Raw genomic sequence first — 16,145 nt, forward strand, 5'->3', positions numbered from 1 at the left:
CCTTCGAATTTATTTCAGGTACCGCCCACCATCAAGGTTCTTCACGCCCTTCGTCTCTTGTCAAAAGCATTCTCGCCATGTATCCACGATAAGGTTCTGGTAGAGAATTTCCCTGGACATAGAGAACACGGGCCGTCCGGCAAGCATCATCGTCATCGGCGGTCTTTAGACTACCCAGCGCGGCAAGGAACTCCTTTGATTGAGGTTCATACATCGAACTCAGCAGTTTTCGGATGGTTCGCTTCGCGTCTTCGGCTGACAGAACAATAATTGGCGATCCATTCAACTGTGCCTCGATCGCAGCCCTATTGACGGTGAACCATGCTTTAGATTCGGCCTCGCTGAACGATTCCATCACTGGAAAGATACGGTTTTCGAACTCCGAGTAGGGCATTTCCCCCTTCAAATACCTGCCACAGGTGTGAGTATCCAATGACGCCAATATCTTGCTAACAGACGAAAGACGCTCCTCCAGAAGAGCAGTTGGCAAGCGGGCCGCCCCTTTGTCGATATAGCGGCCGGAGAGCAGAAACTTATCAGCCAAACTTAGTCCACCGGCTTTTTCTGCAAAGCTTTTATCTCCAGACAGCCACTCGCGATATTCTTTGGCCGCTTGATAGACCGGCGATGACTTCGAGAACGGAATAGTCCGTAACGTAGAATCACTCCGCTCCGTTTTCTCAGTGTGTCGCTTAGGCGCAAGAGGGCAGCCATGAAAAAAAACCGTCACGGCACAGACAATCACAACGCCACTGAGCAGGAATCTTGTCGTCAAGTTCATTCGTGTCTTATCGTGTCTTTAGATGCGTAGCATGGAGAGGATGGTTAATTGTGGCCCGACCGCGCTGCTTGGGCGTGCTCAAAAATTTCCACGCCCGTCTTTTCCAGAGAGAATTAATCTAGCCAGGTTTCCTCGAAACGGCTCGGGCAGCAATACGCCTTTGGAGAACATCGTCCGCACGGTCGCACATGTATCTGTATTGCTTGCAGTCCTTAAATTGACCAGGTTATGAAAAAATGTATTCGACTCATCTGCTGGAAGCGATGCCGCGACCTTGAGGAGCGCCTCTTTGGCGTTTTCCTGTGACACGAGGACAAACGGCAGATTGTCGAGTCGAGCATTGATCGCCGACTTGGTAATAGAAAAAAATGCCTTCCTCTCAGTATCGGTTAGCGACTCAAGGAGCGGGAATGTACGAGAACTGAAGTCAGTTATTGACATTCTTCCTGTTACGAAGTCGCTGCATTCCTTGTCGTTCAATCCATCCAGTATTTTCTTCATTAACGGCATGTACGCCTCAAGTACAGCGGTTGGAAGCCGAGCCATTCCTTCCGCGCCCAGCCGACCGACTAGATTGATTTGGTCCGCAGGACTCGTGGAATTGCGGGCACTCTCAAGTTTCTTGTTTTGCGCAAGCCATTGATTGAAGTTCACCGTCTCGCGATACGCGGCCGATGATGTCGAAAAAGAATTCGTCGTGGCAGCGGCGACCGGTGTCTTTTCTACAGCATTCTCTGGCGCCGGATGCGAACCACGAAAAAATACCGCAGTGGTACAGATAACTACTGCAGTACCGAATAGGAATTTCGTCGTTGATTTCATTTTGTAGTCCGATCACTCGCTGCGCGCCTTTCGGAGGATTGAGCAAGCCCCTAATTTATCGTTCGAGCGCGTTTTTGGGTGTGTGCAGAGATGATCCAGAAAATGCCGCACGGCCGTCTATCAGAAACATCTGCAATAGAGCCAGGAATTGTCAGTGCTTATCAGGCGATGCGCACACGCACGCAAGGGCGCGGAGCGCCTACACCGCAGATTGAGTCGGACAACGGTTGCCCAATCTTTTCCATGACATCACGTCGACTCCCGTCGCTGTCTACATAGTGCCGGCCGTCGGTATGCTCGCATTAATTACCCGGTCGAAGTAATCGAATAACAAAAAAGGAGCGAATTATTAGATAGTCCTGATTTGCCGGGTCAATCCGTGGAAAGTAATCAAGATTTATATGGGAAATATTGTCATTACTCTGAGTGATAAATTTTTTCATTCCCATTGCGCCCCGTAAGCAGCAGTCTCGCTATGTGTCCCCGATAAGGCTCCGGCAGCGCATTTCCTTTTGAATAAAGCGTGCGGGCCGTCGCGCATGCATCCTCGTCGCTCGCCGTCTTCAAACTGGCTAGCCCACTAAAATATATTTTCGATTGGGATGCATTCGATAGCCTTGCTATTTTTATAATGGCTAGCGTTGCGTCCTCGGTCGATAACACGATATTTGGTGAGCCGGCTAGTTGTGCTTCGATGGCAGCCTTGTTAACCTGGATCCAGGCTTTCGCTTCGCCTTCATCGAACGAGTTCATTACCGGAAAGGCCTGGATCGTGAACTCCGAGAGGTTGAACCCTCCTCTTATGAGCGTACTGCATGTATGAGCATCCAGAGACGCTATTATCTTATTTACCGAGGAAAGGCGTTGCTCCAGCAGTTCCGTCGATATTTTAGACACCCCCTTGGCTTCCAAGGTGCCTGAAAGATCTAATAGATCTTGCGGATTTCCTGAAGGACTGAGCGCGACTATTTTTTTATTCTCCCATACCCATTTTCGAAATTCATCATATTCACGGCGCATGGGTGAGGACGGCGAATACGGATTGTCTGATGCGGCGGATTCATCGACATCGGCTTCGCCAGTTCGGCGGTAGATATTCTTGTTTTCGCTGGCCGGCGTCTTGGCATGATATTTTGTGGTGGAAAGGCATCCAAGAGAAAACGCGGCGACGGTAGCGACAAGCAGGGCCACAACATGGCGGAGATAAAAATGACAAATGGGAGGTGTCATTGAATTTTCCTGAAATTAATTGTTAAATTTTTTCATTTCCATCATCCCCGGTGAGCAACATTCTTGCGATATACCCGCGATAGGGTTCGGGTAAAGAGTTACCTCGCGAGTAAAGGATTCGCACCGTCGCACAGGCTTCCTCATCAGACGCCGTCTTCAGTCCCGTCAAACTTGCAATAAATTCCTTGGATTGTGGCGCATACATTGATTTGGCTATCTTGACAATACCTCGCGTTGCGTCTTCAGTGGAAAGGACGATGACCGGTGACCGATGTAGTTGCGCCTCGATCGCGGCTCTACCAACAGAAAACCATGCTTTCGCTTCTTCTGAATTAAATGAGTTCATTTTCGGAACCGACTGCGCCGCAAACTCCGTAGCATCAAAGTTTCCCTTTATTAACGTGGCGCAGATATGGTTGTCCAGCGACGGCAATATCTTGTTAACAGATGAAAATCGTTGCTCAAGTAAGTCCGTTGGCAAACGGGGCATTCCTTTCGCCGCCAGTTGACCAGATAACATCATCAAACCCATTGGATCTGCTGCGTCATTTACAGCCTGTATATCCTTGTTATTTAACAACCATTTTCGATAGTCGTTGAATTCACGGTAAATGGGAGCCGATTCGTCGTAAGGATTAACTCGCAGGGCAACGTAATTATTATAATCTGAATTTTCATTGCCACGGGTGACCGGGCGGCTATTGTCAGCGCCCCTTGCATTGACGTGGATATTGGTTAAATAGCCGCCCAACAAAAAAGCTGCCGCAGCCGTGGCAACCCAAATCGTAATATGGAGAGGATTTAATTTCATGTTCATTTCCATTTCCGAGGCTGTGCAGAATTCGGATCTGAGGGCGTCGCTGACGCAACAGTCCTTCACCGCTCGGGCGTTTTTTTAGCGCGCCTTGCAATCATGAAAGAAGCGCCCAGTGTCAGGGTTTCAGAAACATCTGCAAAACTATCGCGAAAGATCAGGTCGTCGAGGTGGTCTTGATTTTTACTATGCGATTTGCATTATGGAGAGATACGAGCCGACGGAAAGGCGCGAGCAATGGCGCTTTCGAATACTGATTCGATATTCAGATTCCGGACCGGAATCTGAAATAAGAGAGGGTATAGCGGTTCTGTTCTGACGAGAGAACGGCAGATTTGTCAAATTTCGACACAACCCTAGCGCGCCGCTCCGCGGTGTGATCGAATGGTTTGGCTGGTCCACGAACAGTGGCAGGCTTGAGCAGGCGGGGTTTTCTCCCTTTGACCTCCTGCGGGCCCGAATGCTAGTGGACCGGCGCCTACCGATATGCAAAAAACAGAACGAAATCCCGCCTCGCAGGGAGTGCGGTGAGTGCAGTGACCAGCGCGTTACCGATATACCCGCGATCAAGCACTAATCCGCCAGCCTCTTATCCGCCAAAGCACTCTGGCAATCCGCAATCACCTGCCGCACAAGCCTGGCTTGAGGATCGAGTTCATCCGTATCCAGAATCTCCTCGACCGCATCTCTGGCCCAATCGGCCTCGATAAACTGCGCATGCCGCCGCGCAATCTCAACCGCGGTGGCGGAGAGCTTCGCAACACTCAACCAGTCGGCCTCGCGCGCGCGGCGGTCGAGCCATTTATGCGCGGCCTGCACATGAAACGCCGCGTCGGGCCAATCCTCATTCAGGTAATAAGCGCCAAGACTTCCGCATGTGAGCCAGCACAACAGCTCCAAACGGTCACGTGGACTCAGATGATGGCGTACATCACTCATGGCGACGCTCGCTGCTGTAAATTGCGTTCCGGTGAGGATGGCAAGCCGCCGTCCTCCGCTTTCATTGAACAATATCACGCACAATTCAAGCGCGGCAATTCCTGAGTACCCTGGCGCGCCGGCACCACAGGCCGCCGCTCGCGGCCCGCAGAGCTAGCGGGTGGCGACGATGAACAGCCGCGGAAACGGCAGCAACACCGTGCCGTCGGCGAGCGCCGGATAAGCCGCGGCGATCGCGTCCCGGTATCGCTGCAGGAAGGCGGTTTGCCCGGCGTCGTCGAGTTCGGCGAGGAACGGCCGCAGCGCGCTGCCCTTGAACCATTCGACCACCGCGTCCGCGCCGCCCGCAAGCGGGTGGTGGTAGACGGTGCGCCATACGTCGACACGCGCGCACAGCGGCTCGAGCAACGCGTAGTACCAGCCGGCGCCGTACCGCACGGTGCGCTCGAGTCCCTTGAGCGTGGGCGCCCACGGGCCGTCCGCAGCGATTTCGCGCAGCAGGCGGTGCGCGGGTTCGTCCAGATTGTCCGGCATCTGCACGGCGAGGCTGCCGCCCGGCGCGAGCTTCGCCACGAGCGCCGGAAACAGCCGCTCATGGTCCGGCACCCATTGCAGCACCGCGTTGGCGAGGATCAGATCGTATGGTCCCGGCGCGTCCCACGTGGAAATGTCGCTCACGTCGAACTGGAATTGCGGCAGGCGTTTGCGGGCCGCCTCGATCATGTCGGGCGAACTGTCCATGCCGCTGACCGCCGCGCCCGGCAGGCGCGCGGCGAGCGTTTCAGTCGAATTGCCGGGTCCGCAGCCAATGTCCACCGCGGTCTTCACGTCCGTTGCCGGCACGGCCGCCAGCAGATCCCTGACCGGACGTGTGCGCTCGTTTTCGAACAACACGTACTGCTTTGCTTCCCAATCCTTCTTCGACGTCATCTGATACCCCTTTTGTGCGTGATGGCCGGACCGGTTGCCGGCGCTGCCGTCTGCCTCGCGTCCTGAGTTGAACCGTGCCGGTTCGCTCATTCTCGCTCACGCACGGGCATCATTGCTTCATGCGAAGTCGGTCGAGCGCGACAGCGCTTCCCACGCGTCGATCTCCGCGTTCAGTGCGGCCAGTTTCGATTTCACCAGATCGAACGCGTCGTTGCCGAGCAGCAGATGCACCGGCGGATTGTTCGCCGCGACGATCGCGAGCAGCGCCTGAGCCGCTTTGCGCGGATCGCCGGCCTGCTTGCCGCTCTTCATTTCGCGCGCTTCGCGGATCGGGTCGAACAGGGCATCGTAATCGGAGATGCTGCGGCCTGCGCGAACCATCGAGCGGCCGGCCCAATCGGTGCGAAACGAGCCGGGCGCGACTGCGGTCACCTTGATGCCGAAGCCTGCCACTTCCTTCGCCAGCGTCTCGGTGATGCCTTCGAGCGCGAACTTGCTGCCGCAATAGTACGCAATGCCGGGCATCGTGATAAAGCCGCCCATCGACGTGATGTTGATGATGTGACCCGAGCGGCGCTCGCGCATGGCGGGCAGCACGGCCTTGATCATCGCCACCGCGCCGAACACGTTGACGTCGAACTGCCGGCGCATATCGTCGAGCGGCGACTCTTCCAGGGTGCCTTCGTGCCCGTAGCCGGCGTTGTTGACCAGCACGTCGATCGGCCCGACGGTTTGCGTGATCGCGGCGACGGCGGGCGCGATGGCATCGAATTGCGTCACGTCGAGCACGATGGCGTGGGCCCGTTCGGCGGCTAGCGCCGCGAACGCGCTGCGCGCGGCGTCATTGCGCACCGTGCCGACGACGGTATGGCCCGCGTCGAGCGCCGCCTGCGCGAATGCCTGGCCGAAGCCGGAACTGACACCGGTGATCAGAAACGTTTTGCTCATGGTGATCCACTCCTTTGTTTTGCCGGTCGTCACACGGCGCCTTCGGATGAAAGCGCACGGCATCGACCGGCCTGCACAGGACAGAATGGTAGGAGCGGCAAAGGCGGGCGAAAATGCCGGTTCGTCTGCGGTGATTGCCTAATCCTATGAGCAGATGGATTTTCCAGCGCGACGGTGGCACATTGCAGTCTGGTTGATTACGTTGACAGGGATCGGAATGGCGTTCAAACACGGAGAACCCCCCGCGCGGCAACGCATGGTGGCCTTGCTCGAAAATCTCGCACCGGTGGAAGGCTACAACCTCACGATCTTGCCCGACGTGCGCTTCCTGCGTTCTAACCGGCCGCTCAGCCGCACGCCCGTGCTGTACGACCCGGGTGTGGTGATCGTGTGCCAGGGGCGCAAACGGGGCTTTCTCGGCGACACGGTGTACGTGTACGACGCGCAGCACTACCTGGCCGTCTCGGTGCCGGTGCCGTTCTCGATGGAAACCGAAGCGAGCGCGGCGAAGCCTTTGCTTGCGATCTATTTGCGCCTCGACTTCAAGGTCGCCGCCGATCTGATGCTGCAACTCGACGAGCGCGACGCGGGCGTGCCGGCCGAGCCGCGCGGCATGATGTCGACGCCGCTCGATGCCAAGCTGAGCGCCACGGTGCTGCGCTTTCTGGAAGCGATGAGCGTGCCGCTGGAGGCGGAGTTGCTCGGACCGGCGCTGGTACGCGAAATCTACTTCCACGTGCTGACCGGCGAGCAGGGCGGATCGATGCGTGCCGCGCTAACCGCACAAGGCCAGTTCGCGAGGATCGCCAGGGTGATCCGCAAGATTCACGCGTGCTATCGCGAACCGCTCGACGTCGGCCAACTCGCGCTCGAAGCAAACATGAGCGTGCCCACTTTGCACGCGCACTTCAAGGCGGTGACGCGCACCTCGCCGATGCAATATCTGAAGTCGACGCGGCTTCATCAGGCGCGCCTTCTGATGGTGAGAAACGAGGTGACGGCGGCGTTGGCGTCCGTGCAGGTCGGCTATGAGAGCGCTTCGCAGTTCAGCCGCGAGTTCAGGCGCCTGTTCGGCCGCAGCCCAGTGGAGGAGGCCGAGCGGATGCGCAGAACCTTCGCCATTCCGCCGCCCGCGCCGGGCTCGATCTTCGTCGCGTCGCACTGAGCGGGCTAATGGGCTAATGGGCTGGCCCGGTGCTCACGACGCGAACCGTGCCTGTCCGCTCCAGCGCGCCGTCGATACACTTTGAACCCATGCTGCAGATTCTCGGCAAGACCTCGTCCATCAACGTCCGCAAAGTCCTGTGGACGTGTGCGGAGCTCGCGCTTCCATTCGAACAGGAAGATTGGGGCTCCGGATTTCGCGCGACCAGCGTGCCCGAATTTCTCGCGCTGAATCCCAACGCGATGGTTCCCGTCATCAGGGACGGCGATTTCGTGCTGTGGGAGTCGAACTCGATCATTCGCTATCTGGCCGGCCGCTATCACGGCGAGTCGTTATATCCCGCCGATCCGTGCGAGCGCGCCCGCTGCGATCAGTGGATCGACTGGCAGGCGAGCGAATTGAACCGCGCCTGGAGCTATGCCTTTCTGGCGCTGGTCCGGCGTTCTCCGGCACACCAGGACCGAAGCCAGATCGATCTGTCGTGCGCGAATTGGGCGAGGCATATGGCCATGATCGAAGGGCAACTGGCAAAAACCGGCGCGTTCATCGCGGGAAGCGCGTTTTCGCTCGCCGATATTCCGATCGCGCTGTCAATCAACCGCTGGTTGGAAACGCCGTTGCAGCACGGCGATTTGCTCGCCGTCGAGGCATATATGGCACGTCTCGCCACGCGCGAAGCTTACTGGGCGTACTGCCGCAACGGCACACCATAACGCCTGCCAGCGAACGCAGTCCGTCTTGCGCAGACGCTTGCGGACATCTGCTCCGTTTACAAAATACGTATGCGACGCTTACGAATTGCTGGCGGCGCAAGCGCTTCTGCGCACCGTGCTCCGAGTCGCCTACAATGGCCGCTTTTGCGACACCGATTGAAGGTTCCACGATGCGGGTATCGAAAATTGCGCTGGCGTTACTGACAGCGTGCTTCACTCTGAATGCGAGTGCCGAGATGACGGCCGCGCAGTACAAAAAATGGGCGCACGCCGATAACAACTCGATCTACGCGGCGTACATTACCGGCACGATCAACGCGTTCGGCTGGGCGAACGGCGACCTGGTATCGAAGAAGCGTCCGCCGCTTTTCTGCCCGCCGCAAAATCTCGCCATTGGCAACCAGAACGTCTACCCGTTGCTCGACGAGTTTTTCAACAATCACCCGAGCATTTCGGACGACTTTCCGATCGGCCTCGCGATTCTTCGTTCGCTTCAGGCCGCGTTTCCTTGCTGAGATAGATCGGGGCAACGTGACCGGCGGTGCTGTATAGCGAACGAGGCCGCCGCAAGCCCTGCATTCATCAAACCTGAACGAGCTTCGGAATCTGCACGTCCGGATTGACGTCCGCTTCGTAGTCCACGCCCGCGATCTCGAAGCCGAACAGACGCAGGAAATCCGTCTTGTAGCCGCTGAAATCGGTGAGTTCGTAGATATTGTCGTTGGTCACCTGACTCCAGAGTGCCTGCACGCGGTTCTGCACCTCAGGGTCGAGCTCCTTGTAGTCCGCGCGCAAACGCCCTTCGTCGTCGAGATGCGGAGCCGCGCCGTACAGGCTGTCCTTGTACAGGCCATAGACCTGCTCGATGCAGCCCTCATGCGTGCCTTTTTCCTTCATGACCTTGAAGAGCAGCGACAGATACAACGGCATCATCGGGATCGCGGAGCTGGCCTGCGTGACGACCGCCTTGAGCACGGAGACGCGCGCATCGCCGCCTTTGGCCGCCAGCTTCTCGCGAATGCCGAGCACCTTCTGGTCGAGGTCTTTCTTGGCGGCGCCGATCGAACCGTTCCAGTAAATGTCGTGCGTGATTTTTTCGCCGAGATAGGTGAACGCGGTGGTCTTCGCGCCGTCCGCGAGCACACCGGCTTCGAGCAGGGCGTCGATCCACATCTGCCAGTCTTCGCCGCCCATCACCGCGACGGTGTGGTCGATTTCGTCCTGGGTGGCGGGTTCGAGCACGGTTTCCTTGATGACTTCCTTGTCCGTGTCGATACCGCGCAGATTCACGGCCTTACCGACCGGCTTCAGGGTCGAGCTGAACACTTCGCCGCTTTTCGGATGCGTGCGCTTGGGCGCGGCGAGGCTGTAGACGACCAGATCGACCTGACCGAGATCGCGCTTGATGACCTCGATGGTGCGCTGCTTGACTGCGTCGGAGAAGGCGTCGCCGTTGACGCTCGTTGCGTACAGGCCTTGTTCCGTGGCGAATTTCTCGAAGGCGGCGGTGTTGTACCAGCCGGCGGTGCCCGCCTTGGTTTCGCTGCCGGCGCGCTCGAAGAACACGCCGAGCGTGGCGGCGTCGGAGCCGAATGCCGCGCTGATGCGGGCGGCTAGGCCATAACCCGTGGATGCGCCGATCACGAGCACCTTCTTCGGGCCATTGGCGATGGGGCCGCGTGCCTTGACGTACTCGATCTGTTCCCGGACGTTGGCCTCGCAGCCGGTCGGGTGAGTAGAAACGCAGATGAAGCCACGCACGCGCGGTTTGATGATCATGAAGCACCTCTTGTCGGAATTGGCGACATTATAGTGGGCCTCGATTGTTGCGGGCGTGGCGGGCGCGCCGCGCCGGTTTGGCGGCTTGCGGCGCTCCCGCCACGCGCTGGGACCACAAAAATCGGCTGCCGCCGCGCATCTTGGTAGGATTGCGCCTTTCCAAGCCGACTACGAGCTAGTGTGAAGCGCCTGATCCCCTCATTGCTGGAGACCCTTGAAAAAGGGCTGACCCTGGCGAACCCGCTGATCGCCCAAGCCCTGTGGCACTTGCGCCATCCGACCCGGCGCGGCGTGCTGAAGGCTTGTGCCGCGATTCCGCTGCTGTTCGTCCTGTACGTGCTGATCCTGATTCCGTTCACGCCGGGCATCGGCGACATCCGCAAGGCGAAGGTCGAGCAGCCGGCGCAGATTCTGTCGGCGGACGGCAAGCTGCTGGCGGAATTCAAGCCCTCCAACCGCGAATGGGTCAAGCTCAAGGACATCTCGCCGAACGTGGTGAACGCGCTGATCGCCACCGAAGATCACCGTTTCTACCAGCATTGGGGTCTCGACTGGCGGCGCACGGCCTCGGCCGCGCTGCATACGTTTTCCGGCGACCGGCAGGGCGGCTCGACCATCACCCAGCAGCTCGCCCGCAATCTCTACCCCGACGAGATCGGCCGCGCGCCGACGCTCACGCGCAAGCTCAAGGAAGCGATCACGGCTTTCAAGATCGAGGCGCTCTACACCAAGGACGAGATTCTCGAGACCTACCTGAACACGGTGCCGTTCCTCTATAACGCGTACGGCATCGAGATGGCGGCCCGCACCTATTTCGACAAATCGGCCTCCGATCTGACCGTGCTGGAAAGCGCGACGCTCACCGGCATGCTGAAGGGCAATAGCTACTACAACCCGGTGATCAACCCCGAACGTGCGTTGCAGCGGCGCAATACGGTGCTCGGGCAGATGGTCAAGTACGGCAAGCTGACGCCAGCGGCCTACGCCACGCTCAGCCGCAAACCGTTGCGCATCGATTTCGAGCGCCAGACCGAACCGCCCGGACCGGCGCCGCACTTTGCGCAGCAATTGCGCAAGTGGCTGGCGTCATGGGCGGATCGCAACGACTACAACATGTACGCCGACGGGTTGGTGGTGCGCACCACCATCGACTCGCGTCTGCAGACTATGGCCACCCAGGCGGTCACCTTGCAGGGCAACCAGTTGCAGGGCATCGCCAATTCGGCGTGGGGCACTCGCGCGGGCTGCTCTAACGGGCGCGACCTGCTGCAAACCTTTCTGCGCGAAACACCGGACTATCGCGCCGCCAAAGACGCGGGCCTGAGCGACGACGACGCGCTCAAGCGCGTCTCGTCCGATCGCGACCTCGTGAAGTCGCTGTGCGAGTCCAAGACGCGCGTACAGGCGGACTTTCTGGCGATGGACCCGCGCAACGGCCAGATCCGGGCATGGGTGGGCAGCCGCGACTTCAGCCAGGATCCGTTCGACCACGTCCAGCAGGCGCGGCGCCAGCCGGGTTCGACCTTCAAGCCGTTCGTCTACGCGGCGGCCTTCGAGGCAGGCGCCAAGCCCACCGATACCTTCGTGGACAAGCCGGTGGAAATTCCGCTGGCAGGCGGCGAAGTCTGGCGTCCGAGCGACGAGGACGAGCCGAGCGAACGCAACATCAGCCTGCGCGACGGCCTCGCGTATTCGCGCAACCGGATCACCGCGCAGTTGATGGAAACGGTGGGGCCGAACAAGGTCGCGCGCCTTGCCCGCGCGATGGGCGTGCGCGACAGCGAGCTGGACCCGGTGCCGTCGCTCGCGCTGGGCACGAGCCCCGTCACGCTGAAGGAGATGGTCTCGGCCTACAGCACAATCGCCAATCTGGGCGGCTACGTGGAGCCGGTGATGGTCACGCGTATCGAGGACCGCAAGGGCGACGTGCTGGCCGAGTTCGCGCCGGTGCCGCCCAAACAGGAACTCTCCGCCGATGCCGACCGGATGCTCATCGACGTCATGCGCGACGTGGTGAACCGCGGCACGGGGTCGAGCATTCGCAGCCGCTTCGGCGTGCGTGGCGATGTCGCCGGCAAGACGGGGACGACACAGGGGAATGCGGACGGCTGGTTCATCCTGATCCATCCGCAGCTCGTGGCGGGCGCGTGGGTCGGCTTCAACGACAGCCGCGTGACCTTGCGCAGCGACTATTGGGGGCAGGGGGCGCACAGCGCGCTGCCGATCGTCGGCGATTTCTTCCAGCGCGCGCAGCGCTCGAGGCTGATCGATACCCGCGTCAAATTCGCGACCGACCAGGAGCCGGGCTGGTTCGCCGAGCGCTCGGCCAGGTTGCGCGAGTGGTTCGGGAATCTGTTCGTATCGTCGTCGCCGGCCGGGCCGGAGGCGACGGTTGCGCCGCGCGGTACGACGCGGCGCGCGCCGGCTGCTGCTGTGCCTGCGGTGCCTGCCGTACCCACGGAGCCGTCGGCGTCCGTTACGGTGGCGGAGCCGCGTGACATACCGCAACCGCCGTTGCTTCAGGCGCCCGGGTCCGCGCCGGGTTCAGCGCCGACAGCAGCGAGCGGGGCGGTCGACGGTGAAGCGCGCGGCGGTGGCGAGCCGGCGTTGGCGCCGACGCCCACGCCCGACGATGTGGTGCCGCCGGACACCGGCAGCCCGGCCAACGCGTTGCCGGAAACGTCGACGAACGGCGGCAGCTCGCCTTGAGGTGCGAAGCTGGCACGATGTCGACGCAGAGCCGGCGCCGAGGTCCGATTGCGGACGTTTTTGCGCCGCACGCCGTGCTCGTCACGTCCACGGAATGTGCACCTTGTCGAGATTGCGATCGAGCTGATACGCGGCGCTGATCAGCGCCAGATGCGTCAAAGCCTGCGGAAAATTGCCGAGCGCCTCGCCGCTGGTTGCCACCTCCTCGGAGAACAGGCCGACGTGATTGGCGTACGCGAGCATCTTCTCGAACACGAGCCGGCCTTCGTCCACGCGCCCGGCCCGCGCCAGCGCTTCCGCGTACCAGAACGAACAGGCGCTGAAACCGCCTTCTATGCCGGGCAGGCCGTCGAGAGTCGAGCCTCGCGTGTAGCGGAAGATCAGCGGGTCCACCTTGAGTTCGCTGCCGATTGCGTCGAGCGTGCCGAGCCAGCGCGGATCGGTCGGACCGATAAAGCGCACGAGCGGCATCATCAGCGCGGATGCATCGAGCCGTTTCGAATCCGGCGTCTGCACGAACGCGCCCAGTTCGTCGTTCCAGAAGTTCTCGTGGATGTCGGCGCGGATTGCGTCGCGTGTATCGAACCAGCGCTTGAGCGGCGCGGGCAGCGAACGCTTTTCCGCCAGACGCAGCGCACGGTCCAGCGTGACCCAGCACATGAGCCGGGAATGGAGCAGGGGCCGCAGGCCGTTGCGAAACTCCCAGATGCCGTGGTCCGGCTCGCGCCAGTGTTCGACCACGTAATCGACGGTGCGCGTGACGTCGCGCCAGCCTGCGTGAGAGATCGCGGCGCCGTACTTGTTGTACAGATAGATCGCATCCAGCAGTGCGCCGTACACGTCGAGCTGGATCTGCTCACGCGCGGCGTTGCCGACGAGCGGCGCGCCCGTGGCGCTGTCGCCGTTCGATAGCGACGCGACTTCGGTCTCCGCGGGCGGCTTCCTGCCGTCGACGGTGTACATGACGTTCAGCGAGCCGTCCGAGTCGCAATGACGGCTGCGCTCGGCGATCCACTTCATGAAATGCCGCGCTTCGCCGGTATAGCCGAGGCGCAACAGCGCGTACACGGAGAAAGCGGCGTCGCGAATCCAGGTGAAGCGATAGTCCCAGCGACGCGAACCGTCGAGCGCTTCGGGCAGGCCGAAGGTCGGCGCGGCCACGATCGCGCCGTGCTCGCTGGAACTGAGCAGCTTCAAGGTCAGCGCCGAGCGCATCACGACTTCGCGGTAGCGGCCGCGATAGGTCGATTGCGCCGACCAGCTTCGCCAGTACTGCATCATATCGGCGAGCGCCGATTCGCAGTCGAATGACTTTTCGCGCAAGCCGGCGGCGTCGCCGAAAGCGAAGCCGGCCGACTCGCCATGCCGGAGTTCGAATTCGGCATGCGCGGCGCGGCCGTCGAGTGCGAGGGGCAGGGTGCTGTTCAGGCGCAGTTGCATTTCGCTGCCGCCTTCAATGCCAGTCTGCGCGGCGCGAAATTCCACCGCTCCGTCTTCGACGATATGCGCCGTGTGCGTGCCGTCCGCGTAGTCGAAGCGCGGTTCGCAACGCATCGTGAACGCCATGCGCCCATGCACCATCCGTACGACGCGGATGACGCAGTTCGGCAACGGCGTATCGGCGCTGAGCTCGCCGCCGTCCCTGGGCACCGGCATGAAGTCCATCAGTTCGCACACGCCTTCGGGCGTCATGAAACGCGTCAACAGAACATTGGTGTCCGGAAGATACATCTGCTTGACGTTGGCGGTTTCGCACCTGGGGGCGATCGAAAAGGCACCGCCACGCGAAGGTTCGAGCAGGCTGGCGAAAATGGCCGGAGAGTCGATGCGCGGAAAACACATGAAGTCGATCGAGCCGCGCAGCGAAACCAGCGCTGTCGTTTTCATATTGCCGATCACGCCGCGCGCGTCGGTCGCGAGGGCGGGTCTCGGCAGGAAAGGTCGATGATCGGGCATGCCTGCACACTCCGTGAAACGAGCCACGATGCGCTCACATGAACGACCGTCAGCAACGACCGTGCCGGGCCGGATTGTTCAGGCTCAAGCAACAGTGTTTTCAGATGGCGAGGCTGATCTCTGGCGCGCGATTGCGGATAATTCATGACTGGTTAATCCGCAATGATGTGCAGGTGATACATGTTCAACACGGTTTCAGGCCGCATACGCGAAGACGCGGCGACATCCGGCGTGCTCAGCGGGCGAATCCCGTTGTCGCGGCACGCGCGCGCGGTCGTCGCGGCCATTGCCGCGTGCGCGAGTCTGATGGGATGCGCGTCATCCAGCGACGTGGTGGCCACCGGCAAGCCCAACACCTACGCGGTCGCGGCAAGCGCGACAGGCGGCCGGATGGCATGGGCTCGCGCGCATGAACAGGCCATGAATCAGGCGCGCGACTATTGCGAGCGCCGCGGCATGCAGACCAGCGTGACGATGGAAACCGTCAGCGGCGTGCAAGTGCTGACGGAGCATGGGTCATCCATGAACTTCGAATGTCATCCGAAATTCTAGGCGTGAAATCGGCGTTGCATCTTGTCATGAATCGATTGGTCGTCGCCTTGCCGGTCGATCGTCAGCATCCCTGAGTACACCCTCGATCCTAAGAAAATCCGCGTTGCGCGATGGCGCTTGCCGTGGATATTCGCGGCAGCGCAGGTGGCGAGCGGGCCTGGTTATCCGTATTTACTATTGGCCGAGAGCCGCCTACGATAGATTGAGGTTCCCGCCTCACGACCCATGCGATCGTGGTAGCGGAGATTCGGTAGCCCGCCGACCGGCCGGCTTACAAACAGGCCTGAAAATGGGCTTAAAACAGGCTTGGCAACGGTTCGCAGCGAACCTGTTGCAAGCTTTCCGACAGGCACCGTCGATACGCGAGCTAACCGGCTCTTCACGGTAACCCGGGCGGATGACTCGACTCCAGCGCGCAACCAGCATTGCCAGAAAGAGAATACTGCGCGGGTCGAAGCTCTCCGTTGTCCCAGTGCGTCTTACGGCACTAACCATCTCGCGGGAGAGCGCCATGATTCGCGCCGAACGTCGGATCGTGTTCGCGGCCATCGCGGTATTCGTCGCGCTGGCCGGCATGGCAATGGTCATTCACGGTGTGCTGTTCGACACTCGCAACGCGACGTTATACGGCGGCGTGCTGCTGGTGGTCGGCGTCGCGGTGCTCGCGCTGATGCTGACTCCGCGGCCGACGGACAAGTTGTGAGGTTTCGCGATGCTTGAGGAAGTGTTCCGGTCTTCCGTTCCGGCAAGGCCACGTCTTGCCCGGACAGTAAGACAATAAGCGAGACGTCCCGCGCAGGGGCGCTC

General features: G+C 60.3%; 15 protein-coding genes. 6 read left to right on the forward strand and 9 right to left on the reverse strand.

Translation table 11 applies throughout. From position 1 onward, the window contains the following. Positions 1-31: 31 nt before the first annotated feature. From PDMSB3_RS09765 to PDMSB3_RS09795, 7 genes are all read right to left on the reverse strand, one after another. Positions 32-781, reverse strand: a complete 750-nt coding sequence (locus PDMSB3_RS09765) for a hypothetical protein (protein WP_007181925.1) — start codon at positions 779-781, stop codon at positions 32-34. 78 nt (positions 782-859) lie between these two features. Continuing rightward, positions 860-1,603, reverse strand: coding sequence for a hypothetical protein (locus PDMSB3_RS09770; protein WP_165185960.1), 744 nt, complete (start codon positions 1,601-1,603; stop codon positions 860-862). A 417-nt stretch (positions 1,604-2,020) separates the two neighbouring features. Next, positions 2,021-2,833, reverse strand: a complete 813-nt coding sequence (locus PDMSB3_RS09775; RefSeq protein WP_165185963.1) for a hypothetical protein — start codon at positions 2,831-2,833, stop codon at positions 2,021-2,023. A gap of 22 nt (positions 2,834-2,855) precedes the next feature. Next, positions 2,856-3,650: a hypothetical protein gene (locus PDMSB3_RS09780; RefSeq protein WP_007181922.1), complete on the reverse strand. Its 795-nt coding sequence runs from the start codon at positions 3,648-3,650 to the stop codon at positions 2,856-2,858. Between the two features lie 570 nt (positions 3,651-4,220). After that, a complete protein-coding gene (locus PDMSB3_RS09785; RefSeq protein ID WP_007181921.1) occupies positions 4,221-4,586 on the reverse strand; it encodes a hypothetical protein in 366 nt (121 codons plus the stop codon). 153 nt (positions 4,587-4,739) lie between these two features. Further along, positions 4,740-5,516 carry a trans-aconitate 2-methyltransferase gene (gene tam, locus PDMSB3_RS09790; RefSeq protein WP_011488380.1) on the reverse strand — a complete coding sequence of 259 codons (777 nt, stop codon included), beginning with the start codon at positions 5,514-5,516 and terminating at the stop codon, positions 4,740-4,742. Between the two features lie 117 nt (positions 5,517-5,633). After that, entirely contained in the window at positions 5,634-6,464 is an 831-nt protein-coding gene (locus PDMSB3_RS09795) for an oxidoreductase (RefSeq protein ID WP_007181919.1), read from the reverse strand. Between the two features lie 217 nt (positions 6,465-6,681). Here PDMSB3_RS09795 and PDMSB3_RS09800 point away from each other — a divergent pair, with 217 nt between their 5' ends. From PDMSB3_RS09800 to PDMSB3_RS09810, 3 genes are all read left to right on the forward strand, one after another. After that, positions 6,682-7,629, forward strand: coding sequence for an AraC family transcriptional regulator (locus PDMSB3_RS09800; RefSeq protein WP_165185965.1), 948 nt, complete (start codon positions 6,682-6,684; stop codon positions 7,627-7,629). Positions 7,630-7,718: 89 nt separating this feature from the next. Then, positions 7,719-8,342, forward strand: coding sequence for a glutathione S-transferase family protein (locus PDMSB3_RS09805; protein WP_007181917.1), 624 nt, complete (start codon positions 7,719-7,721; stop codon positions 8,340-8,342). A gap of 170 nt (positions 8,343-8,512) precedes the next feature. Further along, positions 8,513-8,857, forward strand: coding sequence for a hypothetical protein (locus PDMSB3_RS09810; protein WP_007181916.1), 345 nt, complete (start codon positions 8,513-8,515; stop codon positions 8,855-8,857). A 67-nt stretch (positions 8,858-8,924) separates the two neighbouring features. Here the strand turns inward: PDMSB3_RS09810 and fabV are convergent, their stop codons facing one another. Then, positions 8,925-10,121 (reverse strand): enoyl-ACP reductase FabV, encoded by a 1,197-nt coding sequence (gene fabV, locus PDMSB3_RS09815; protein WP_007181915.1) that lies wholly within the window; start codon positions 10,119-10,121, stop codon positions 8,925-8,927. A 180-nt stretch (positions 10,122-10,301) separates the two neighbouring features. Here fabV and PDMSB3_RS09820 point away from each other — a divergent pair, with 180 nt between their 5' ends. After that, positions 10,302-12,830, forward strand: coding sequence for a penicillin-binding protein 1A (locus tag PDMSB3_RS09820; RefSeq protein ID WP_165185968.1), 2,529 nt, complete (start codon positions 10,302-10,304; stop codon positions 12,828-12,830). An 81-nt stretch (positions 12,831-12,911) separates the two neighbouring features. On the opposite strand, the gene PDMSB3_RS09825 is transcribed toward PDMSB3_RS09820, so the two are convergent. After that, positions 12,912-14,786: a glycoside hydrolase family 15 protein gene (locus PDMSB3_RS09825; RefSeq protein WP_165185971.1), complete on the reverse strand. Its 1,875-nt coding sequence runs from the start codon at positions 14,784-14,786 to the stop codon at positions 12,912-12,914. Positions 14,787-14,966: 180 nt separating this feature from the next. Here PDMSB3_RS09825 and PDMSB3_RS09830 point away from each other — a divergent pair, with 180 nt between their 5' ends. Beyond that, on the forward strand, positions 14,967-15,338 hold the full coding sequence (locus tag PDMSB3_RS09830; protein ID WP_165185974.1) for a hypothetical protein: 372 nt from the start codon (positions 14,967-14,969) through the stop codon (positions 15,336-15,338). 511 nt (positions 15,339-15,849) lie between these two features. After that, positions 15,850-16,041: a DUF2964 family protein gene (locus PDMSB3_RS09835; RefSeq protein ID WP_165185977.1), complete on the forward strand. Its 192-nt coding sequence runs from the start codon at positions 15,850-15,852 to the stop codon at positions 16,039-16,041. Positions 16,042-16,145 lie beyond the last annotated feature (104 nt).

Source organism: Paraburkholderia dioscoreae (genome assembly GCF_902459535.1).
Taxonomy (GTDB): domain Bacteria; phylum Pseudomonadota; class Gammaproteobacteria; order Burkholderiales; family Burkholderiaceae; genus Paraburkholderia; species Paraburkholderia dioscoreae.